The organism is uncultured Rothia sp. (assembly GCF_916049665.1).
Taxonomy (GTDB): domain Bacteria; phylum Actinomycetota; class Actinomycetes; order Actinomycetales; family Micrococcaceae; genus Rothia.
The window spans coordinates 19,757-42,406 of the sequence record NZ_CAJZIE010000008.1 but is presented as its reverse complement, the minus strand read 5'-3'; the positions used below and the strand labels follow the sequence as shown (position 1 = coordinate 42,406).

At 61.5% G+C, this 22,650-nt stretch carries 15 protein-coding genes and 1 CRISPR repeat array; of the genes, 11 read left to right on the top strand and 4 right to left on the bottom strand.

Annotated features, from left to right (window positions below; translation table 11 throughout):
• Positions 1 to 329 precede the first annotated feature (329 nt).
• The 11 genes from QZ540_RS01515 to QZ540_RS01465 all read left to right on the top strand — a co-directional run bounded on the left by QZ540_RS01515 (position 330) and on the right by QZ540_RS01465 (position 15,914).
• A complete protein-coding gene (locus tag QZ540_RS01515) occupies positions 330 to 2,009 on the top strand; it encodes a transposase (RefSeq protein ID WP_294627191.1) in 1,680 nt (559 codons plus the stop codon).
• Between the two features lie 120 nt (positions 2,010 to 2,129).
• A CRISPR array of direct repeats spans positions 2,130 to 2,399; the repeat unit is 19 nt; unit sequence TTTCCCCGTATGCGCGGGG.
• A gap of 141 nt (positions 2,400 to 2,540) precedes the next feature.
• Complete coding sequence (locus tag QZ540_RS01510; protein ID WP_294627189.1) at positions 2,541 to 3,677, top strand: acetate/propionate family kinase; 1,137 nt, start codon at positions 2,541 to 2,543, stop codon at positions 3,675 to 3,677.
• A 239-nt stretch (positions 3,678 to 3,916) separates the two neighbouring features.
• Entirely contained in the window at positions 3,917 to 5,512 is a 1,596-nt protein-coding gene (locus QZ540_RS01505; RefSeq protein ID WP_294627188.1) for a M48 family metallopeptidase, read from the top strand.
• A gap of 201 nt (positions 5,513 to 5,713) precedes the next feature.
• The gene (locus QZ540_RS01500) at positions 5,714 to 6,703 is read left to right on the top strand and encodes a bile acid:sodium symporter family protein (protein ID WP_294627186.1); all 990 of its coding nucleotides are present in this window, start codon (positions 5,714 to 5,716) and stop codon (positions 6,701 to 6,703) included.
• Between the two features lie 650 nt (positions 6,704 to 7,353).
• Positions 7,354 to 8,700 carry a glycosyl hydrolase family 28-related protein gene (locus tag QZ540_RS01495; protein ID WP_294627184.1) on the top strand — a complete coding sequence of 449 codons (1,347 nt, stop codon included), beginning with the start codon at positions 7,354 to 7,356 and terminating at the stop codon, positions 8,698 to 8,700.
• 412 nt (positions 8,701 to 9,112) lie between these two features.
• On the top strand, positions 9,113 to 10,441 hold the full coding sequence (locus QZ540_RS01490) for a glycosyl hydrolase family 28-related protein (protein WP_294627182.1): 1,329 nt from the start codon (positions 9,113 to 9,115) through the stop codon (positions 10,439 to 10,441).
• Between the two features lie 503 nt (positions 10,442 to 10,944).
• The gene (locus QZ540_RS01485; protein ID WP_294627180.1) at positions 10,945 to 11,754 is read left to right on the top strand and encodes an S-layer homology domain-containing protein; all 810 of its coding nucleotides are present in this window, start codon (positions 10,945 to 10,947) and stop codon (positions 11,752 to 11,754) included.
• Positions 11,755 to 11,957: 203 nt separating this feature from the next.
• Positions 11,958 to 12,758, top strand: coding sequence for an exodeoxyribonuclease III (locus tag QZ540_RS01480; RefSeq protein WP_294627179.1), 801 nt, complete (start codon positions 11,958 to 11,960; stop codon positions 12,756 to 12,758).
• Between the two features lie 329 nt (positions 12,759 to 13,087).
• Positions 13,088 to 14,050, top strand: a complete 963-nt coding sequence (locus tag QZ540_RS01475) for a metal ABC transporter substrate-binding protein (RefSeq protein ID WP_294627178.1) — start codon at positions 13,088 to 13,090, stop codon at positions 14,048 to 14,050.
• Positions 14,051 to 14,213: 163 nt separating this feature from the next.
• A complete protein-coding gene (locus QZ540_RS01470; protein WP_294627177.1) occupies positions 14,214 to 15,029 on the top strand; it encodes a metal ABC transporter ATP-binding protein in 816 nt (271 codons plus the stop codon).
• The gene (locus QZ540_RS01465; RefSeq protein WP_294627176.1) at positions 15,030 to 15,914 is read left to right on the top strand and encodes a metal ABC transporter permease; all 885 of its coding nucleotides are present in this window, start codon (positions 15,030 to 15,032) and stop codon (positions 15,912 to 15,914) included.
• Positions 15,915 to 16,061: 147 nt separating this feature from the next.
• Here QZ540_RS01465 and QZ540_RS01460 read toward each other — a convergent pair whose 3' ends face one another.
• The 4 genes from QZ540_RS01460 to QZ540_RS01445 all read right to left on the bottom strand — a co-directional run bounded on the left by QZ540_RS01460 (position 16,062) and on the right by QZ540_RS01445 (position 22,571).
• Positions 16,062 to 16,793 (bottom strand): metal-dependent transcriptional regulator, encoded by a 732-nt coding sequence (locus tag QZ540_RS01460; protein WP_294627175.1) that lies wholly within the window; start codon positions 16,791 to 16,793, stop codon positions 16,062 to 16,064.
• Positions 16,794 to 17,014: 221 nt separating this feature from the next.
• A complete protein-coding gene (locus QZ540_RS01455) occupies positions 17,015 to 17,635 on the bottom strand; it encodes a hypothetical protein (protein WP_005507641.1) in 621 nt (206 codons plus the stop codon).
• A 241-nt stretch (positions 17,636 to 17,876) separates the two neighbouring features.
• A complete protein-coding gene (locus QZ540_RS01450) occupies positions 17,877 to 19,118 on the bottom strand; it encodes an MFS transporter (protein ID WP_294627174.1) in 1,242 nt (413 codons plus the stop codon).
• A gap of 423 nt (positions 19,119 to 19,541) precedes the next feature.
• Positions 19,542 to 22,571 carry a DEAD/DEAH box helicase gene (locus tag QZ540_RS01445; RefSeq protein ID WP_294627173.1) on the bottom strand — a complete coding sequence of 1,010 codons (3,030 nt, stop codon included), beginning with the start codon at positions 22,569 to 22,571 and terminating at the stop codon, positions 19,542 to 19,544.
• Between the last annotated feature and the right edge of the window lie 79 nt (positions 22,572 to 22,650).

Genomic DNA, 22,650 nt, shown 5'->3' with positions numbered 1-22,650 from the left:
GTCTAGCACCCTAACTGCCTATTTGTGACCTGGATTATGAAAAAATCGCCGATTTTTTCACTATTTTCTGAGAATTAGGGGGATAGTGAAAAAATGGCGATTTTTTACACTATTTTTCTCGCTGCCACCCCGGTGTAGTCCTCGTTTCTAAACGTTGCACCCCAACAAAAATCCCATGTATCGGTTCTGTGGCTGTGGAAGAATTTATTTTCAAAATATTCTTGGGTACCCCAAAATACCCCTTATCTTGTCAGGGGTATCCCCTACGGTTGTTATAAGAGATTTCCAAACAGCTTATCTCTATAGCTCGTAGAAGAGGAGGAAAGGCCATGGCTATGAAAATCAGCACCGACGCTGACACTACGCTCCGCGCCTATAAGTTCCGTCTCGACCCCACCCAGGCACAAAAAATTGCCCTGGCACAATGCGCAGGCGCAGCACGCTACGCCTACAACCTCCTCACTGCCCACAATCTCGATGTCTCCCGCGCCCGAGCAGACTACTGGCACGCCCGCATTGACGCAGGCGACGACGAGGCCACGGTTAAGGCTGAGCTCAAGACTTTATCCAAAAGTGACGCAACGTATAAGTCCATTGGTTATGGGGCATACGGAACCAATTACCTGACCCCTGAAATCAATCGTCACCGAGCCGCAGGCAAAGCCATCGACGCCGGTGCCGACCCCACCACCGTATGGCCCGAGACCGAGCGGTCCTCCGAGCCGTGGATGCACACCATCCCCCGCCGAGTCCTCGTCTCAGGGCTGCAATCTGCCGATAAGGCGTGGAAAAATTTTTTCGATTCCCGTACCGGTGCTCGTGCTGGCCGACTCGTCGGCACGCCCCGCTTCAAGCGCAAGGGTGCTAGCCGTGATTCTTTCACTATCCCCGCCCCGGAGACTATCGGCGCCTACGGCACCGCATACCTACGCGGCGAGCCCGAATACGCACGCCGCAAGGCGCAGCTGAAGCGCCGCGGCATCAATACTACCCCGACCATTGAGGACTACCGCCACGTGCGCCTCTCGCACCTGGGTGTTATCCGCACCCATGACACTACTCGTCACCTCGTCAAGGCGGTGCGTGCTGGTGCTGAAATTCGTTCCTACACGGTATCTCGTGCCGCTGACCGGTGGTATGTCTCTATCCTCGTGGAGCTCACCCGCCCGTCTACTACCCCTACCCGCGCCCAGCGTTCTGCTGGTGCTGTCGGTGTAGACCTGGGCGTACGCTACCTCGCCGCGCTCTCTGACGAGCAGGCACCGCAACGTTTCGCGCGGTACCCTTCCCTGGAGTTCACTGGTGACGGTGACCCTACCCTGGCTAATCCCCGCTGGGCACGTACCGCTGAGAAACGCCTGGTGCGTCTTCAGCGTGCCCTCGCGCGCGCTCAGAAGGGCTCTAAGCGTCGTGCCCGTATCGTGCAGCAGATTGCACGGCACCACCACCTGGTAGCCTTGCGCCGTGAGTCTGGTTTGCATCAGGTTTCTAAGCGCTTGAGCACTGGGTATACCCTCATTGGGCTTGAAGACTTGGCTGTGGCGGGTATGACTGCCTCAGCTGCCGGTACCGTTGAGGCACCGGGTAAGCGTGTGCGCCAGAAGGCCGGGCTGAACCGGTCCATTCTGGACGCCGCTTTTGGTACACTGCGCCGTCAGCTGGAGTATAAATCCAGCTGGTACGGCTCGCAGGTACAGATTATTGACCGCTTCTTTGCGTCCTCTCAGGCGTGTAGCGCCTGCGGAGCACGAGCGAAAACCAAGCTCGACCTTCGCGTGCGTGTCTTTGAGTGCGCGGCCTGTGGTGTGCGGATTGATCGTGACGTGAATGCGGCACGTAATATCCGTGCGGAGGCCGTGCGGATGCATGAGGCGCAACTCGCCCCCGGCACGGGGGAGAGTCTAAATGGACGCGGAGTTGCTGACTCTGATGCCGCTGTTTCGGTGGTGTTGGGGGATGCGGCGTTGGATGCGTCAAGGCCAGCCGCCACGGGCGGCGGGTCACCGTAGGCGAGTAATCGTCTACTCATCCCTTTTATATATGTATACGTGTGGAAACTGAATATTTTTTTTGGTCTTTGGATGGGTATTATGCCTTGTCAGTCAGCCACTCGTCGTAGAGGGTCATGTTTTCCCCGTATGCGCGGGGGTGAGCCCGTGCGCCAGAAGGCTGGGTTGAACCGGTCTATGTTTTCCCCGTATGCGCGGGGATGAGCCCTAGTCACGCTTACGGTTCTTCAAAGCAGAAGCGTTTTCCCCGTATGCGCGGGGGTGAGCCCGCTGTCCGGGATCGTGTACTCGGTGACGCACTGTTTTCCCGTATGCGCGGGGATGAGCCCCGACTCACGCACACCCGCATCCTCAACCGAAAGCGTTCCCCGTATGCGCGGGGATGAGCCCCCGCGCCTCCTGCCCCCGTTAATGCCCTGATACCGCCCGCGACAAAAACCCCCGCCAAAAACACAGTCGGGGCCGTCTCGCACGCAGGCTCGAAAAGTGCGAGAATGGAACGAAAAGAAAACTACGAAAGAAGATACTTTCATGCTTATTCTCGTTGTGAACGCTGGTTCTTCCTCCCTGAAGTACCAGGTGCGTGACACCTCCCTGCCCGAGGCAGAGCAGATGCTGACCTCCGGCCTCGTCGAAAACATCGGCACCGACGTCCCCAACCACGAAGTCGCATTCGACATCATGTCTGAGAAGCTTGAGCCCGTCCTGCACGGCCGCGAGCTGCAGGCAGTCGGCCACCGCGTGGTGCAGGGTGCAGAGAAGTTCACCCACCCCACCCTGCTGACCGAGGAAGTTGTCCAGCAGATCGACGACCTCTCCCCGCTGGCACCGCTGCACAACCCCGCACACGCTCAGGGTATGCGCGCAGCAATGCACAAGTGGCCCTCCCTGCCGCAGGTTGCTATCTTCGACACCGCGTTCCACTCCACCATGCCTGAAGAAGCATGGCGCTACGCAATCCCCTACGACCTGGCTGACAAGTACAGCATCCGCCGTTACGGCTTCCACGGCACCAGCCACGAGTACGTCTCCCACGTTGCAGCTGACATGCTCGGCATTGCACGCGACGAGTTCAACGGCATTGTTGCTCACCTCGGTAACGGCGCGTCCGTGACCGCTGTGAAGGGCGGCAAGTCCGTCGACACCTCCATGGGCTACACCCCGCTGGCTGGCCTGATCATGGGTACCCGCTCCGGCGACATCGACCCCTCGGCACTGACCACCATCCTGGTTCGTGAGGGCATCGACGGTGCACGCCTGGACACCATCCTGAACAAGGAGTCCGGCCTGCTCGCACTGGCTGGCTCCAACGATATGCGTAAGGTCGTTGAGGCTGCACAGTCCGGCGACGAGCGTGCACAGCTCGCACTGGACATGACCTCCTACCGCCTGATGAAGTACATTGGCGGCTACAACCTGGTCGTTGGCGGCGCGCAGGCACTGATCTTCACCGCTGGTATCGGTGAGAACTCTGGCGACTTCCGCAAGCTGGTCCTGGACCGCCTCGGCCCCCTGGGCATCAAGTACAACGAGGAAGAGAACGCTAAGCGTTCCCCCGAGCCCCGCGTGATTTCCACCGAGGATTCCGCTATCAAGGTGCTGGTCATCCCCACCAACGAGGAGAAGGCTATCGCTGAGGCTACCGAGGAACTCGTCAAGAGCCTCTAAGCCCCGCGCACCCCGCCGTGTAGGCGGTACAGCGTAACGTGATCCGCCGTGGCGCCCATTCTGTATGGGTGCCGCGGCGGATTACTTTATACCCGCGAGGCGGTATGCCCCTTGCGCTGTGGCGCACTGTAGCGTCGCGAATGGGCATTCTATGAGAAAAAGCGCATTCACATTCACTAGTAAGTGCCCAAAAACGATAGAGTGGAATCAGATAACACTCGATACGAAGCGGACGAGACATGACTCAACCTCCCGAAAACCACCAGCAGCCCGGCGGGCAGTTCAACGCCCAGCCCGGCCAGCAGGCATTCCGTGCCCCCGGTGACCCCCTCCCGCAGGACCTCTCCGCCGGCTGGCTCCCCGAAGACGAGCGCCAGAAGCCGGTCAGCCCCCTGCCCCAGCCGAAGCTCTTCGCCTACCAGTCGATGCTGCCGCCGAAGGTGCTGCACGCGCTGCGTCACCCCTCCGAAATTCCGTGGCTGGTCGCCGCCTACGCGGTCACCGCGGTCGGCTACATTGTGCTGTTCATGGCGCTTGCCGACCTGTTCAGCTCGATGATGCGTTACCTCTTCAGCTCAACCGGTGAAGGTTCGGTTCGAGTACCTTCTTCCGGTAGCACCTCCGCGAGCCTGGAAGACCTGATTTTCCAGACGGTTGGTCTGCTCATCCTGGGCCCGATTGCCGTCTTTATCGTTCGTGCAATCTACTACGCGCAGCAGCGTGTTCACGGTGTGCGCATCACCCCGACCCAGTTCCCTGAGGCGTACCAGATGCTCGCCGAAGCAGCTGAGGCTGCGGGCCTGCGCCGTGTGCCGGATGCGTACGTCATCCTCGGTAACGGCACGATGAATGCTTTCGCGGCAGGTCACGGTTTCCGTCGCTACATCTGCCTGTACTCCGACCTGTTCGAAATCGGTGGTAAGTCCCGTGATCCGCAGGCGCTGCGCTTCATTATCGGCCACGAGGTGGGCCACATCGCCGCAGGTCACGTTGGTTATTTCCGTCTGATTTTCACTACGCTGTTCAACCAGATTCCGGTGCTGTCGAGTGCGCTGTCCCGCTCGCAGGAGTACACCGCCGACAATTTTGGCTACCGCTTCTGCCCCGAGGGCGCTGAGGGCGCTGTCAAGGTGCTTGCGGCGGGTAAGTACCTGAACAAGCAGGTCAACTTCGATGAGCTCGCCGACCGTGCCGTCACCGACCGCGGCCTTGCCGTCTGGTACGTGAACCTGCTGGCAAGCCACCCGATTCTCACCTGGCGTGCGCACGCGCTGCGTGACCGCACCCAGCCCGGCCGCCTGTTCTGGCGTCCGACTGAGAACCCGGTCAAGGACACCGCACCGCGCGTTCCGGTCCTGATTCCGGCGTCTGAGCCGGTGCACATGTGGCCTGACCCGATTCAGTCCACCGAGTTCATGCGTGAGCACCAGGACGCGTGGGCTGACCACACCCTGGAAACCGTGGACGTGTACCCCAAGCCCGAGAACGCCCCCGAGTTCGATGCGAACTCGACCCTGTTCGCTGGCTGGCTCACCGAGCAGGCTCGTGCCTTCCACGGTCAGCGTTGGGATGCGTACGCCGCCGCAGGTGGTATGCCGGCACCGGGTGCGCCCGGTGGCCCGCAGGCGACCGCACCGGGTCAGCCGTCTTACGGTCAGCAGCCCGGCTTCGGTCAGCCTGCAGCTGGTCAGAACGGTGCAGGTCAGCCTGCTCCCGAGCAGCCTTCTACCGGTCAGCCTAACGGCCAGCCCGAGCAGTACGGTTACGGCCAGTACGGTAGCGGCTCCTCTGAGGGCGGCTCGTACGGTTACGGCTTCGACGGCGATAAGAAGTAGCCACTGAGCCTACTCTGAACGCCTGACCTGAGCCGCACAGCTCAATAACCTTCACGAACCCGTCGGGGTGCTAAGGCACTCCGGCGGGTTCGGCTGTTAACCGCCTCCTGCACACTCCTAAGCTCTCCCTGCGTGACCCCCAGGTGAGAAGAAGCACCCGCCCCAGCGTCCGCCGCGGGGTGCAGTTCTAGAATGGAAACCATGCTTTCATCACTTCGCTCCATCAAACTCGACCCGCTGCTGACCATGCTCATTAGCGCGGTCATCCTCGCAATTATCGTGCCAGCGCGCGGCGACTTCGCCGACTGGTTCAGCGCCGGAACGAAGTTCGCGGTCGCCCTGCTGTTCTACCTGTACGGCGCCCGCCTCTCCACCGCGGAGGCGATTCGCGGCCTGACCCACTGGCGTCTGCACCTGATGATTCTGAGCTGCACTTTCGTGCTGTTCCCCTTGGTCGGTTTGGCACTCTCACCGCTGCGTTTTGTGCTCGGTGACGGGCTGTACATGGGCATTCTGTTCTTGACTTTTGTTCCCTCGACCGTGCAGGCGTCGATTGCGTTCACCTCGATTGCGGGCGGTAACGTGGCGGCGGCGATTGTGAGCGCCTCGCTCTCCTCGATTGTGGGTGTGGTGGCGACCCCGCTGCTCGCCATGTTGCTGATGAACACGGGGCATATTGAGTTCTCCGGCACGGTCTTCCTGGACATCGCCATTCAGTTGTTCTTGCCGTTCGTGCTCGGTCAGCTGACGCGCCGCTGGGTGGGGGAGTTCGCGAAGAAGCCGACGACCAAGTGGCTGGATAAGTTCTCGGTCATGATGATTGTGTATTCGGCGTTCTCCGCCTCGGTGGTGCAGGGCGTGTGGACGCGCGTGGCGTGGTGGCAGATTGTGCTGCTGGTCGTGCTCATGGCGATTATCGTGGTGTTCATGCTGTGGCTGACCGACCAGTTGGCTAAGCGTCTGGGCTTTAACCGTGCCGACCGCATTACGATTCAGTTCTGCGGTTCGAAGAAGTCTCTGGCGGCTGGCCTGCCGATGGCGATCATTATTTTTGGTGCTGGTTCGCTGGGTCTGATGATGCTGCCGATCATGATTTTCCACCAGGTTCAGCTGATGATTTGTACCTGGCTTGCGGGCCGCTATGCGCGCCTGGATGTGGTGGGTGCCGCCTCCGCGAAGGAAGTTCAGTAGGGGCTTGAACCCTATCTGCTGGGGCGCTCGCCGGGTGCCTGCTAGGGTGGCTAGCGGGCTCCCTGGTGGGCATCCCGGCGGGCACTCCGACGGATACGTGCGGCACCTCCGAACCTGTGCGATAAGCCTCTGATGAGGGGTTTTAATGGGTTCTTTGGGTCTGGATGACCCGTCTATGAAGTGATATAGCGCGCACTCATCGAAAAACTCTCTGACTAGTGCATTTACGTGCAAAATGTGGTATTTATACTGGTCAGTTGGTTTTCTGTGGGTTATCTGCACTCTATTGCACCAAAGTGACGAGCGAGACAATCAACACTATCGGGTGTTGGGCGGCGAAAAATCCCCAATTTTGCCCTAGAATGTTTTGTCGTGGGTTAGACAGATTCGCATCCTGCATGCAAGAATTTATGACTCACATGGGAATGGTTGAGATTCACTCCCTCACACCACCCACGAGCATTGATGCGGCGGACTCACTCCCCGACCGCATCCCACACCGGAAGAGACTCACTCACTCAACCGGAAGGAAGCTCAAAATCACTTATTCACTCAAACACAACTGGATACACTCAGCTTAATGACGCGCGTAGAAGACACTATCTATGCGCTAATCGCTGTTCTGTATCCGCCAAGAAAGAGGACACTCCATGGCTACCATCATGAGCGTGAACGTATGCGATTCCAAGTACAACGCTGACCCCACCGGCGTACGAGACTCCACTAGCGCTATCCAGAAGGCTATCGATGATGTTGCTGCGCAGGGCGGCGGCTCTGTGGAGATTCCCGGCGGCATGTACCGCGTCTCCTACCCCTTCATCGAAATGAAGCACCGCGTCGAGATCTTCGGCCACGGTCAGGCAACCCGAATCGTTGCTTTCACCGACAAGAGCATCCCCTCCACCAAGAACGGTAGCTACGAATGCACCGGCGTTTTCCACACCGGTAGCTACACCACCCCCATGAGCGGTGGCACCAACCAGAACAAGCCCATGCGCATGGGCGTGCGTGACCTGTTCATCCGCACCAACAAGTACAACCTGCCGCTGGATTCTAAGAGCAACCAGATTTTCCTGGAGAAGCACACCCAGCCCGTCGACAACGTTGCAGGCGTCATCTTCCACACCCGCATTGCGGACGCTAACCCCGGTGAGCCGGACGCAGTGCCCACCCTGTCCAACATCGAAATCTGGGACACCGCCATCGGCGTTGCCATCCTGGGCCTGGACGACCAGGGCATGAAGATTGATAAGCTGCGCATCCGCCAGACCCTGCGCCAGGGCCTGCTCGTCGGTAAGCCCGTCGGCCACCCGCTGCGTGCCCGCGAGGGTGACACCCCTGGCGCGGCAGACAACAAGTTCTCCATGATTGACGTCTCTGACGCAAACATGAGCTTCGGCACCTACGCGGGTATCGAGATTTACACTTCTCAGTCCAAGTTCGAGGCGTCCACTAGCTGGTTCAACAAGCGTAACCAGGGTAAGAACGCCCTGTACGAGGTGAAGACCCGCCACGTGGGCGCAGGCTGGTTCATTCAGGGCACCCGCAACATGTTCATTGGCTGCACCGCCCAGGAGAACGCCGGCCACGGCTGGCTCGTGGAGTGGGGCAACAACCAGTTCATTGGCTGCCTGGGCGAGTCTTCCAGCTTCCAGGACGCTGTTACCGGCGCCGCTAAGGGTGACGAGGCAGCGAACTGGTACATTGGCCGTAACGCACGCGGTAGCCGCTTCGTGGCTCCTCGCTCGCACAACCCTTACAGCTGGGCGAAGGCTTCCCTGTACGGTTTCTACATTGAGAACAACATTCGCGATATGCACATTACGACTGCGTCCGCGAAGGATGACCGTATTGGTGATAACAACATGGTTGGCCGCCGCGTTCACGTGACTGGCGCGATGGGCGATAACGTGCTCATCGAGGTGGACCACATCCGCCACGCAACCTTTGCGCCGAAGCAGCTGGAGAAGCGCGGCAACGGCGTGTTCATGGGCTAACCCTCACGGGTTGAGCCCTGCGGGCTGAGGCTCGTGATCACAAAATCTTAAAACGCATACGCATGAGGGGCGGGGAGTAATCCCCGCCCCTCAGACGTTTAACGCCTCGCACGATGCGGCGGTAGAGGGTGTTGGCGAGAGCCGCTTGAGGCGGCAGGGGAGTGGGCATCACAGTGCCCGGTCATCGCCCCCACACGCTCAATGCGGTACCCTTGAGCAGGGGCAGGTCTGCCGGTGCACAGACCCGCACACGCCAACACATCCGCAGAAATGCGCCCAACACACCGCACCACACAAACTCAACACTGCACCCACGCAGCACCGTATTCACCGCTGCCGTATTCACTCAATTCACTCACCCGCGCCGCCTTCAGCACCGAACGCGGTACCCATCGAAAGAATTGAGCCCCTCATGCCCGATACGCCCATGAGCATCAACGCCATCAACTACGGCGCAGACCCCACCGGTGCCAAAGACTCCACCGCAGCCATCCAAAAAGCAGTCGACGACGTCGCCGCACGCGGCGGCGGATCCGTAGAACTACCCCGCGGCATCTACCGCGTCTCCTACCCCTTCATCGACATCAAGCACCGCGTCGAAATCTTCGGCTACGGCTCCTCAACCGTCGTCATCGCGCACTCCGACCGCGCCATCCCCACCACCACCAGCGGCCACACCGAATACACCGGCGTGTTCCACGTCGGCAGCTACACCACGCCCGTCTACGGTAGCTACAACGCCAACAAGCCCATGCGCATGGGTGTGCGCAACCTGCACATCCGCACCAACGCCGCCAACACCCCCATCAGTAGCTACTCGCTGGATGCGCACACCGCCCCGCTGAACAATGTCGCCGGCGTCATCTTCCACACCCACCTGACCGGCGACCTGCTCAACGAGCCGGACATCGTGCCCGTTATCGCCGGCGTGGAAGTCTGGGACACCGCCATCGGCGTTGCCGTGCTCGGCCTGGACGACCAGGGCATGAAAATTGACGACGTGACCATCCGCCGCACCCTCAACCAGGGCCTGCTGCTCGGCAAGCCCGCCGGCCACCCCCGCCGCCCCAACGAAGGCCAAAACTCCGGCGCGGCAGACAATAAGCTGCGCGGCGTAGACGTTGCCGAGGCGAACCTCAGTGGCGGCTCCTACGCCGGTATCGAGGTGTACGCGGCGCAGGCGAAGTTCGAGAACTGCTCCAGCAACAGCAACCACCGCACCAGCAACAAGAACGCCCTCTACGAGCCCGCCACCCGCCACGCAGGCGCAGGCTGGATCGTGCAGGGTGAACGCAACATGTTCATCGGTTGCACCGCACGCTCGAACGCGGGTCACGGCTGGATTGTTGAGTGGGCACACAACATCTTCGTCGGCTGCGAGGCGGAAGGCTCCAGCTGGGCTGGCACCGTCAGCGGTGCCGCCGGTGCCGACGAGGCAGCAAACTGGTACATCAGCCGCAACGCGCGCGGTACCCGCATGGTTGCGCCCGTCTCCTACAACCCGCCGGAGAAGCCCGCCTCCTTGTACGGCTTCTACATTGAGAACAAGATTTACGACCTGCGCATCACCGAAGGCACCGCCAAGGATGACCGCATTGGTGAGGGTAATATGCTCGGCCGCCGCGTGTACGTTACCGGCGCAATTGGCGCGAACGTGGTCATTGAAATTGAAGAGTTGCGCCACTCCACCTCGCCCGCCGGTCAGCTCACCAAGGAAGCCTACAACGTGATGCGCGGTTAGCAGTAGCTAATAGCGACTGGCGGCGGCTAGCAGACACGCCCGAACAGGTTCGGAACTTTCCTGTGAATCGTAGACCGGCGCGTGTGCCCTAGTGGGTGCGTTATACCGCTATATATCAGCTAAAAATCAAAGCAGCTGTGAATGGAATACATACCATTCGCAGCTGTTTTGTCATTTAGAACAATGTTTAATTTTTAGTTGATAAAAGTCTCAATTAAATATTGAATAAAATATCAATATGTACTTTAAACTTTCTATGGTGGTGTAAAACAGTCCATTCACTGCGCACCACCATAGCCGTGCGACAGCATGCGGAATAGCTACCCGCAGCACACACAAACCTGCATCGCCGCACGTTAGCCCCTATTCATTGCCGCTTCTCACTATTCCTCAACGCACTCCTTTCCCCTTTTCTTATTCGCTCCATTTAGCGACCCCAAATTCGACCCTAAAAACCGGTTCCTTCCGGCCGGTTATCAACCACAATTACATAAGGACAACCCATGTTTTCGGTTATCTCCCGAGCACTCACACCCGCTCCTCGCGCACGCCGCGCCCTTGCCCTCACCCTCGCGCTTGCCCTCGGTGCCGTACCCGTCACCTCCGCAGTGAGCGCACAGCCTGCCGCCCACGCCGCAAAACCCGTCGTGAACCTGCAGCTCGTCATCAAGGCAGAGCAGCCCAAGGATGACCCCAGCTACGTCGAATGCGTCGCCAACTTCCTCGGCACCATGAGCGCCACCCCCGGCGTGTGGGCGGTCTGCCACGGCTACCTCGACAGCGAAGAATACATCGTCACCCGCCGCCACAGCAGCGCAACCGTCACCCGCGGCCAACTCGTGCGCATGCTCTACCGCATGGCGGGATCGCCGACCGTCAAGAACCTGCCCACAACCTCCCCCTACAAGGATGTGGCAACCACCGATCCCGACTACACCGCCTACATTTGGGCAGCGGACGCGGGCATCACCTCCGGCTGGGATGACGGGCTCTTCCACCCGGACGACTACGCCACCCGCCACACCCTCGCCGCGTTCCTGTACCGTGCCGCCGGTAGCCCCGACGGTGCCGCACGCCTGCGCCAGATCCGCCGTCCGCTACGTGCCGAAGTTAAGAAGACTGAACAGTTCAAGACCGAAAACCGCTGGGCGACCCGCACGCTCGGTGCCTACCCCGAAGTCGACCGCGACGGTGACGACGCGGCAGACGTGGTGGACCCCGCCAGCCCCCTGTACTTCTCCGATGCCCTGTACATGCTCAAGGTGTACGGCGATAAGGGCCTGAAGGTTGTGGGCACCCCCGCCGTTGACTAGGAGTAATGCCGACTAACGTTGTTGCTGGCTAGAATCAGCGCTGACTAGCGCATATATTCACCGCCCGCCGGTGCGACCCAATGGGTTGCGCAGGCGGGCGGTGCGCTGTTTTTGGCGGGCGGTGCGCTATTCTGGCAGGTTGCGAGCGCCCGCGCCGCCGCGTAATGAAAGGCGGTTGCGCTGCACCCGCTAAGCTAGAAAGCATGAAGATTGCCACCTGGAACATCAACTCAATCCGCGCCCGCGAAAACCGCGTCGAAGACTGGCTCGACGAACACGACGTTGACGTGCTCGCCCTGCAAGAAACCAAAACCAAAGACGAGACCTTCCCCTTCGACCTCTTCGAATTCATGGGCTACGAGGTCGCGCACTTCGGCCTGAATCAGTGGAATGGCGTGGCAATCGCCTCCCGCGTGGGCCTTGAGGACGTGCAGCGCGGCTTCGACAATCAGCCGCACTTCGGCAAGCCCGGCGAACCCGAAGTCCTGGAGGCGCGCGCGATTGGCGCGACCTGCGGCGGCGTGCGTGTCTGGAGCCTCTACGTGCCTAACGGCCGCGGCCTGACCGACCCGCACATGGACTACAAGCTCCGTTGGATGGAGGCGCTGCGTCAGAACGTGCACAACGAGCTTGCCGCTAACCCGCAGTCGCAGCTCGCCCTGGTTGGTGACTGGAATGTGGCACCCGAAGACACCGACGTGTGGGATATCGATTACTTCCGCAACAACGAGCTGACCCACGTCTCCGAGCCCGAGCGCCACGCCTTCGCCGCCCTGCTCGATGAGGGCATGGTGGACGTAGTCCGCCCGCACACCCCGGGCGAATACACCTACTGGGACTACCAGGCGGGCCGCTTCGCCAAGGATGAGGGCATGCGCATCGACTTTCAGCTGTTCTCGCCCGCGCTTGCCGCACGCGTGGAACGCGCCTGGATCGATAAGGTGGAACGTGCCGGTGAAGGCGCGAGTGACCACACGCCGGTCGTGGTTGAGATTGCCGACTAGATAGCTTGCCGTAGAAACGGTATGCAGTAAGGAGGCGGGGGAGGGGACCCTCGCCTCCTTTGCTGTATCTGCTGGTGCTTCTGTGTGCCTGTCTCTGGGTGGCTGGTCCTATGCCTGCCCCTGGGTTTCTGCCAATATTTCAAGGTTTTCTGTGTGGCTTAGTTGAAAAGTTCGGCTAGCCGAACTATTGTTAAATTCCGCCCGGGACGACAGGCAAAAGCGCATTATGATGCCTGCGCAGACACCACCGTGTCCCTAGCGTCCCGGCGCGGCACATCCCACACATCAACCACATACTCAAACCCGTGACTTCCAACGAAGGATGCCTCATGAACGCTCTCACCCCCGCAGGCAGCAACGCACGCCGCCTCGTCCAGGCGCTCTGCGCCGCCCTCGCACTCACCCTGCTACTCGTACTCACCGGCTGCGGTAGCACCGCCAGCACCACCGACGGCGCTAAGAGCAGCAGTAGCAAGAAGACCGTGCTCACCACCTTCACCGTGCTCGCAGACATCGCCCGCAACGTGGCAGGCGACGACCTGAACGTCGAATCCCTCACCAAGCCCGGCGCCGAAATCCACGAGTACGAGCCCACCCCCTCCGACTTGAAGAAGGCGCACGCCGCCGACCTGGTGCTCGACAACGGCCTGAACCTTGAATCCTGGTTCGCGAAGTTCGTGGAAGAGTCCCACGCCAAGCACGTGACCGTCTCCGAGGGGGTTACGCCCATCTCCATTACCGAGGACGCCTACGAGGGCAAGCCCAACCCCCACGCCTGGATGAGCCCCAGCAACGTGCAAAAGTACGTGGACGTGATGATTCGCGAATTTAGCGCCCTCGACCCGGCCCACGCCGCCGACTACAAGTCCCGCGGCGAAGCCTACAAGAAGCAGCTGCAGGGCGTGCGTGACGAGCTCGTCAAGGAAATCTCCACCCTGCCCGAGAACCAGCGCGCACTGGTCACCTGTGAAGGTGCCTTCTCCTACCTGGCGGCAGATGCGGGACTGAAGGAAAAGTACATTTGGGCGGTCAACTCCGAACAGCAGGCGACCCCCTCGCAGATTTCCTCCGCGATTGATTACGTGCGCCAGAACCAGGTGCCCGCCGTGTTCTGCGAATCCACCGTCTCTGATAACCCGATGCGCCAGGTCGCAGACGCCACCGGCGCACGATTTGGTGGCGTGCTTTACGTGGACTCGCTCTCCGAGGCGAACGGCCCTGTGCCCACCTACCTGGACATGATCCGCTACGACGCACGCACCATCGTGGCGGGCCTCAAGGGCAACTCCTAGACCCTGAATACCCCCGGGTAAACCCTAAACCCCCGATAGGATAGGAGGGGCGGTCGCCTTCTTGGCTCCGCTCCTCCCACGCCGTTAACACCCGCTCACACAAGCAACTCATCAACACAAGCAATTCGCTAACACACCGAAGAAACCCCGAAAGAGCCACCGAATGTCACTTCTCACCTGCGATAACGTGCACGTGAACTACGGGCCGGTCCGCGCCCTCACCGGCGCATCCTTCACCCTGGACGCCGGGCGTATCTGCGGCCTGATCGGCATGAACGGCTCCGGCAAATCCACCCTATTCAAAGCCATCATGGGGGTCGTGCCCATGCACGCCGGAAGCATCACCCTCGACGGGCAGCCCGTCGGCGGTAACCACGGCAAGAGCGCGCATCACCACCGCGCCGGGCTCGTCAGCTACGTGCCGCAGAGCGAAGAAATCGATTGGACCTTCCCCATCTCCGTGCGTGAGGTCGTCAGCATGGGACGCTACCGCAACCTCGGCATCACCCGCCGCCTGCGTGCCGCAGACCGTGCCGCCGTGGATGAGGCGCTCGCCCGCGTGGAACTGACCGACCTTGCCGACCGACAGATTGGGGCGCTCTCGGGCGGCCAGCGTAAGCGCGCCTTCGTGGCACGCGCTATTGCCCAGGGTGCCCAGCTGCTGCTACTGGACGAGCCTTTCGCCGGTGTGGATAAGCGCAGCGAGGCGATGCTCATGCAGGTCATCAAGCAGCTGCGTGACGAGGGCGCGACCGTGCTGGTTTCCACGCACGATTTGGCGACCCTGCGCCAGTTCGCCGACGAGGCGCTACTGCTGCGCGGTGAGATTCTGATGCACGACACCCCCGAGAAGGTGCTCGCCCCCGAGAACCTGGTGCGTGCCTTCGGCATGGAGGTGGACGCCGGTGCGCCGACTGCCGCCTCCAGCGCTGCCGCCTCCGGCACTACTACGAACAGCTCTGCGGAAGGGAAGAACTAAATGGACATCCTCAACTTTCTGGTGGAGCCGCTGACCCTGCCCTTCATGCTCCGCGCATTCGTGGTCACCGTCATCGCCGCCGCCGTCTGCGCCCTGCTCTCTTGCTGGCTCGTGCTGCTCGGCTGGTCGCTCATGGGTGACGCAATCTCGCACGCGGTGCTGCCCGGCGTGGTGCTCGCCTACATTTTCGGTGCCCCCTTCGCGGTGGGTGCGGTCGTTGCCGCGCTCCTGGCAGTGGCGCTCATCGGCGGGGTGCGGCGCAGCGGACGCGTGCGCGAGGACGCCGCGATCGGCATCGTGTTCACGACCATGTTCGCGTTCGGTCTGGTGCTGATTTCGGTCACGCCGTCGAATACCGACCTGAACCATATCCTCTTCGGTAACGTGCTGGGTGTGTCCTGGTCGGACGTCTGGCAGGTCGCTATCCTCGCGGTGGTGGTTGCCGCCGTGCTGCTGGTCAAGCGCCGCGACTTCGTGCTGTACGCCTTCGATCCGGGCTTCGCGCAGGCGGTGGGGCTGCGTCCGCGTCTGCTCGGCGCGCTGCTGCTCATTATGCTGGCGCTGACTTCCGTGGTGGCGTTGCAGATCGTGGGCGTGGTGCTGGTCGTGGCGATGCTGGTTATCCCCGGCTCCACCGCGCGCCTCATTACCGACCGGTTCGTGCCCATGCTCGCGGTGAGCGTGGGAGTCTCCCTGGTGGGCACGCTGACCGGCCTGTACGCCAGCTACCACGCGGATGTGTCCCCCGGCGGTGCCGTGGTCGTCACGCAGGGCATACTGTTCGCCCTTGCGTACGTGTTCGCCCCGCGCTACGGTCTGCTGGGCAGGATGCGCGCCCGCCGACTCAGCACCGTTGCAACAGAAACTGAGCCCTCAGCTTCCTAAGGAAGCCCACTGAACACACTCACCAAATACAGCAATAGGCGGAAAGTCCCACCGTGGGGCTTTCCGCCTATTGCTATCTTCTGAAGTTCTTGGGGCGCGTTCCCGCCCGTATTACCGGGCTAGAAACCCGCCGCTAACGCCCTGTATCTACCGCACCGTGCGGGACACAAACAGGGAGGCGGTCGCCTCCGCCCCCAACGGAATGATGGTGCCGCCGGGCTTCACCGCACCCTCTGCGTCGGTCTCGTGCAGGTTGCCGGAACCGGCACCGACCACGCTCACGTTCACCGCCTCCGAGAAGGGCGCACCCTCCTCAATGTGCAGGCGCACGCCGGGCACAAAACCGTGGCCCTGCAGGTAGCGCAGCAGGCGCGGGTCATCATCGTTAATGCGTTCGAGCACGACTGTTTCGCCGGGTTCGCACTGGCTCAGCGGCACGGTCTGCGGAAAACTAATATGCCCCGAAGAGTCCGGGATTGGGTCGCCGTGCGGGTCGCGGGTCGGGTGCCCCAGCAGGGTGTCGATGCGGTCCACCATGAAGTCGGATACCGCGTGCTCCAGAACCTCCGCCTCGTCGTGCACACGGTCCCAGGTGTAGCCGAGGGTCTCAACGAGGAACGTCTCAATGAGGCGGTGGCGGCGAATCATCGCCAGGGCGTAGGAACGGCCGGTTTCAGTGAGCTCAATAGCACCGTAGGGCTGATGCTCGATCAGGTCGGCGGCGGCGAGGCGCTTGAGGCCGTCAGATACCGAAGAAATGCGCAGGCCCATGCGCTCTGCCAGGGCGGATGCGGTGGCAGGGGTTTTGGCCCATTCTTCGAGGCTCCAGATTTCCTTGAGGTAGTTCTGGGTGCTGACGGAAAGTTCTGAAAGAGGCATAAAGATAAGTTTACCTTTTCTCTAGTTTTGCCTGCCGGGGAAGTGGTTACGGGAGCGCGAGTATCCGAGTTTAAAAAGCGTCCCGCCCGGTGGTCCACCCCTGGCAGGGGGTGCAACCATCACGGGCGGGATCAGGTGTTCGGTTCCGCGCTGACAGGCACGAAAGGCTGGTAGGCACTATAGGCTGGCAAGCGCGAAAGAATGAGGGATGCGCGGCGGCGTTAGGTGGCGCGGCGGCGCGAACGGTCAATGCGGGTCAGCAACTCGATGAGTGCACCGCGTGCCGCCTGCTCCTCATGCCAGAGGGAGCGGACGAGGGTGCGGCTGACTGCCTGGGTGGTGATGCCGAGTGCGGTTGCGGCGGCTTTCTGCTGGCCGCGCACGCCGGGTACGAGCAGGTTGACGACGCGCCATTCGGCGTCGGTGCGGTCGGCGCATACGCGGTAGAGCAGGCGTGCGGAGCCTGCTGCGAGGTCGGCGAGGTGGCGGTTGTCGGCGCTGACGCTGATGCAGCGTACGGGTGCGCCTCCCTGTGCTTCTTCGACGGCGAGGCGTGAGAATTCGAGGGCGTCGCCGGTGCAGTCGGTGGTGCTGACGGCACCGAGTGCGCCTGCGAAGCGGGGGATGTTGAGCTCGCCGATTCCGATGCCGACCCAGAAGCCGTTATCGCGCGCGGCAATGAGCGCCGCGTGCAGTGCGTCGCTGGCGCGGTCGAAGGCGCCCTGAATTTCGTCAGGGTATGTCTGGGCGAAGGCAACACGCGGGTTGAGCTTTGCGAGTTCGTCCGACAGTGCAGTGAGTGAGTGCTGTGCGGAACGTTGAATAAAGGTTAGAACGAACACCTTCCTATTATGCCGTAAAACCTTCAACAAGCGGCGTAAGGTTCGCCGTAATACCGGCAACATTTAAACCCCTAAAAATACGCATTGATAAGGGGAATTATCATGAGCATGCACTGTGTGCAGAAATCCTCAAAAGGACGTAGAACACCCCCGAAAGGAAAATAATTTTCATGCAAGTGCACGTTGAATTATTCGCTTTCGGGGGCGTTGAGATGAGTTGATAGACGGGGCTACCGCGGAACTACTGTGCGGTCGGTACCTGCGAGATATGGGGCAGCTGACGCAGCGGCTTCTGGAATACCATCACCACCAGCGACAGGAAAATGAACACCGCGTAGAACAGTGCCGTGTACGTAATGCCCCAATCAACAATGAGGAAGCCTGCCAGCAGAACAGCCAGCGGGGTCAGCGCCATGTTCGGGATGCCCTGCACCGAGTGCACGCGACCGATCATATGCTCCGGGGTGGATGCGTTAATGTACGCAATAATGCTCGAGTTGAAGGAAGGGAGCACAATACCCGCCAGCACAATCAGCAGGCACACCGCCCACAGCATCGAATGAACCACCGGCAGCAACAGGTAGCACGCCGACATGATGGCAAGCGAGGTGATACCCAACGGGCCGAGCGCAAACTTCTCGGTCAGCGGGCCGACCAGGAACGAACCGAGCAGCACGCCCACGCCGAAGGCGCTCGCAAAGATACCAATGAAGAGCGGGTGTGCGCCCTCCAGGGTGTAGTAGTAGATGAAGGTGAGCGGAATACCGACCGTTCCAAAGTTCGCGAGCGTTGAAACGAATGCAATGGACACCAGCACCTTGTTCTTCAGGATGTACTCGAAACCGGCTTTTGAGTCCTGCCAGAAGCTGGTTTTCTCTCCTTCTTCCTCTTCTGCGGGCTGCCGACTAGCACCGTAGCTCTTGGGTGCGACGATGAACGCCAGCAGGTTCACAATCGCGTGAACGGCGGTCATGAGCACGGTCGAGAAGCCGATAATGATGCCCGCGATCGGGCCGCCCAGCAGGTTAGCGGTGGACTCGCGCGTCTCACCCATACCGGAGGCGTACCCCAGGTGTTCCTTGGGGACTACGCGGGTGATGATGGACTGCTCACTCGGGTAGTCGAAGGTAGAAATAATGGCGGCGAGAGAAATCGTAATCACCAAAACGTAAATGTTGGTGACGTTGAAAACGAGGTAGAGAAGAATCGCCACCCAGGACAGCGCCTGGCCAATGCAGGACAGTGCCAGGCACTTTGAGGGGCCGATTCTATCAACCCACGTTCCGGATATCGCCCCGGCACAGGTGGCAAGAACACCCGCGACAAAGAGGGTGATACTCGCGGCCTCGGGGGAGCCGGTCAGCGCCAAAATAATGATGGGCGTGGTGATATAGCTCATCGAGTCTGAGAGCTGGTTGGCTCCAATGGCGAAAAGAGTATTTCGAAAATCTCTATTCTTGAGTAGCTCGGTGTTGACACTCATGGGGGACCTCCACGATGGGGTTTATGGTGTCGCGCGGTGTGCAATCCGCTGTGTGTAATCCGTGAGAGTGAATACCTCGACGGGCTACTGCGCCCGCCGGTAACGATAGGGTGGTTGAGGATGCACGGAGCGGCTCATCGGGAGCCACCCCCCCCGCACAAGAAGTGTGTCGCGCGATACTTTAGATTCTATGAGAGATGTGAATCATATGCATGAGGGCACGTCGAAAAACTTTCCCCATTTTGAGTATTGACATTAGGGTTAGGGTGACTATAATTCAGTCTTGGTGCTTCCGCCCAACTAAGCCTTGGCTGAACCCGAATCAGGGTACGCCAAAGGCACCCACTACCAGGCTCCGCCAGACCCCGCAACACAGCGGGCGGGGGAGTGTAGAAGAGTGCAGAATAAGGGCTGCACTAGGCACTACTCCACCAGGCCCGCGAAACCCGACAGAGCCAGCACCTCCTCAACATCCTGCGGCACCGAACGCGCCACCAGCGGCGAATGCACCAACACCGCCCGCCACTGACCGCGCGACACTGCCACATTCAAACGATTCGGCGAGAGCACAAACCCGGCACCGCGTCCAGAATCAACCCGCGACGACGCCAGGGACACCAGAACCACCGCGGCCTCCTGACCCTGGAACTTATCCACCGTGCCCACACGCACGCCAGCACCCGAAGAATCCGCCAGCCCGGCGGCGACCAGCGCCTCACGCACACAATCAACCTGCGCGTTATACGCCGCCACCACAATGCAATCCTCAGCCGCCAGCGGGCGCGGCTCAGCACCAGCCGCCGGAACCCACTCACTGCCCAACAACTCACGCACGCAATCCACCACCGCCTGCGCCTCCTGCACAGACCGCACCGAACAGCCCGAATGCTCCACCGGATACGACACCACACCTGGCTCAACACCCTGCAGGGTGCGACCAGCCGTCGCCGCCGCGCTCGCCAACGCGCCATCGTAGGACAGCCACGAAACCCGCTCGCACAGTGCCGAATCCATACGCCACGATTCACCCAAGAAATAGCCAAAACGAGGATCCAGCGCCGCCGCGCCATCAGACAGCCAACCCAGCGCCGAAACATCCACCGGGTACGGATGCACGCCCGTCGACACCTGCGGCAACTGCTGCGGGTCCCCCAGCAGAAGCACCGAACGCGCCGCACGAGCCGCCGCCACCGTGTTCGTCAGCGAGAACTGGCCCGCCTCATCAACCACCAGCACGTCCAGCGACTCGGCGGGCACGCGACGCTCGCTCACGTAATCCCACACCGTACCGCCAAAGAGCAGACCGCCCTCACCGGAAATCAGCTCCGTCAGCTCGGCATCAGACACCTCAGACCACGGGGCGTCCGGGGTCACCGACTTGCCGCGCAGACGCACCGCGCGGGAGGTATCAAAACCCTCGCGGGCGCAGCACGCCACCATGAGATTCTCAATCACCGCGTGCGACTGAGCCACCACGCCCACCTTCGCGCCCTCCGCCACCAGGCGCGCAATCACGTGCGAGGCGAGGAAGGTTTTGCCCGCACCGGGAGGGCCCTGAACCGCCACATAGGAGCGGTCGAGGGCGCGAACCGCGGCGTGCACGGCATCCACCGTGGGCAGGTCGGAGGCGGGAAAATCAACCTCACGGGGTAGATTTTCTGCATTTTTGGTGTTTGCGGCGCTCTTCTTCAGGCGCGGCGCGCGGCGGAACAGTAGGTCCGCGGAGGCGCTCTTCGTCCCCGTCAGCGAGACCGCCGCATCGAGCACGCTCGGCAGGGTGCGGGGTGCGGCGGGAGCATCGGAGGACTCATCGGATACGGGGAGATCAGGCATGAGGGCGCCGCCGAACAGCAGTCCGTGCACGTCAGACTGCAGAGCCGCTTCAATCGTCGCCGTAGACACCGGATCGCCCGGACCAATACCCGAAGGCAGGGCACGGTGCGGCTCATCCTTTACACGGATGCGCTCCTGCAGAAGCACCTCCAGGAACTCGCCGGTCGACTCAGCCGGCTCTTCGGAACCTGCAGAATCCTCATGCTTGGCACTGAAACCGCCCTGCGCCACCGCCAACACGCGCATGCCAAAGAAACCCGTCGCCGCCAACTCGGCGGGCACACGCTCACCCGGATTCGACGCACGGAAATAATTCAGCTGCGACTCCATACGGTCCAGCGCAATCTGAGGGCTCAACCCCGCCTCATACGCACAAAAAACCGCGTGGTCCGACGGCGCAATCACCAGGCTCGGATCAGCCTCAATTCGCGCACGCAACAGGCGCACCTGCGCGCCGCGCACACGATACCAGCCGGGAGTGTCCGGCACCTCGGCGGGCTCCTTCATAGCGGCGGCAAGCGCCTCCAGGTCGGCGGGGGTGTTCAGAAGGGCATGCGCATGCTCGGTGGTGAGCACCTGCACCCGGTCAAGGTACGCGTAATCGCGGCTCGCCACCCACGCCGTCGGGCCGTCCTCCAGGCGGCGAATGTGCTCGCGCCAGAACGGGGCGCGCTCGCGGCGGTGGTAGTTCGTCATGGACAGCAGCATCGCCGCCTCAAGCTCGCCGGCACCCCAGCCGCGCTCCGCCGCGTGCTCCTCCAGGGAGGCGAGCTGGGCGTCCAGCAGGCACTGCAGGCGGTACTGTTCGCTGTCGTTCTCGACCGCGGCGGGCACACGGTACATGACCGGATGCTCTTCGGTTTCGGGGTCTTCGGTAGCGTCTTCAGCGGCGTCTTCGGTGACGAGTTCCGGGGCTTCGGTCGCGAGGGCAAGGGAAGCCGCCGCGTTCAGGCATGCCGGGCACTCGTCGCAGGTCAGAAAATGCGGGATGCGCTCGGCAAGTTCCGCCGGTTCCACACCCTCGCTCAGGGCTTGGGTGAGCAGGAGGAGGCGCTGCTCTTGCAGTCGAATCAGCGGCAGAATACGCGCCGAATCAACCCGGTGAGGTTGAGGAACGGGGGAGTGGTGCTCGGTGGGCTCCGATTCGGATTCCATGCCGTGCCTCTCTACACCGTGCTCCAGATGGAGATCGATACGGACTGCATTCTTGGCACTCTCGGCGGCACCGGCGGTCAGCAGGTGCGCCGCCAGGGCACCGCGCAACAGTGCCCGATGCGCCGCCTCACCCAGGTGAGGGGTGCAGATAATACGCCCGTGCGCGGTGCTGTCTGCGGGTGCGCTGTTCGTGACTGCGTACTCCAGACGGTCGAGCTCCACCGTGTAGGTCAGCCCCGCCGCGGAGGTCGCCACCAGGGGCACCGGGTGCGCCTTACCGCCCGCATGTTCACCGGTGACCATTCCGCCCTCGGTTAGCACTCGCAGGCACTCGCGGTACGCCTCAAGCTCCGGCTCAGCTGGGCGGCCAGTCTGCTTCTGCGCACGTTCCTGAAGCTCGGTGTAGAGCCGCAGCTCGCAGTCGGAGGTGGCGGTCAGATCAGCGAGGGTGAAGGTAAGGTCCATGGGTGACTTTTCTGCTGGAGGAGAGAGAAACAGGGCGGGTGTGATACCCCGCCGTAGGGAGTGGGTGCGAGCCCCGGTT

Excerpts from the sequence above, each read along its gene's own strand:
- QZ540_RS01515 (WP_294627191.1), top strand. The coding sequence starts at position 330 with ATGGCTATGAAAATCAGCACCGACGCTGACACTACGCTCCGCGCCTAT.
- QZ540_RS01510 (WP_294627189.1), top strand. The coding sequence starts at position 2,541 with ATGCTTATTCTCGTTGTGAACGCTGGTTCTTCCTCCCTGAAGTACCAG.
- QZ540_RS01505 (WP_294627188.1), top strand. The coding sequence starts at position 3,917 with ATGACTCAACCTCCCGAAAACCACCAGCAGCCCGGCGGGCAGTTCAAC.
- QZ540_RS01500 (WP_294627186.1), top strand. The coding sequence starts at position 5,714 with ATGCTTTCATCACTTCGCTCCATCAAACTCGACCCGCTGCTGACCATG.
- QZ540_RS01495 (WP_294627184.1), top strand. The coding sequence starts at position 7,354 with ATGGCTACCATCATGAGCGTGAACGTATGCGATTCCAAGTACAACGCT.
- QZ540_RS01490 (WP_294627182.1), top strand. The coding sequence starts at position 9,113 with ATGCCCGATACGCCCATGAGCATCAACGCCATCAACTACGGCGCAGAC.
- QZ540_RS01485 (WP_294627180.1), top strand. The coding sequence starts at position 10,945 with ATGTTTTCGGTTATCTCCCGAGCACTCACACCCGCTCCTCGCGCACGC.
- QZ540_RS01480 (WP_294627179.1), top strand. The coding sequence starts at position 11,958 with ATGAAGATTGCCACCTGGAACATCAACTCAATCCGCGCCCGCGAAAAC.
- QZ540_RS01475 (WP_294627178.1), top strand. The coding sequence starts at position 13,088 with ATGAACGCTCTCACCCCCGCAGGCAGCAACGCACGCCGCCTCGTCCAG.
- QZ540_RS01470 (WP_294627177.1), top strand. The coding sequence starts at position 14,214 with ATGTCACTTCTCACCTGCGATAACGTGCACGTGAACTACGGGCCGGTC.
- QZ540_RS01465 (WP_294627176.1), top strand. The coding sequence starts at position 15,030 with ATGGACATCCTCAACTTTCTGGTGGAGCCGCTGACCCTGCCCTTCATG.
- QZ540_RS01460 (WP_294627175.1), bottom strand. The coding sequence starts at position 16,793 with ATGCCTCTTTCAGAACTTTCCGTCAGCACCCAGAACTACCTCAAGGAA.
- QZ540_RS01450 (WP_294627174.1), bottom strand. The coding sequence starts at position 19,118 with ATGAGTGTCAACACCGAGCTACTCAAGAATAGAGATTTTCGAAATACT.
- QZ540_RS01445 (WP_294627173.1), bottom strand. The coding sequence starts at position 22,571 with ATGGACCTTACCTTCACCCTCGCTGATCTGACCGCCACCTCCGACTGC.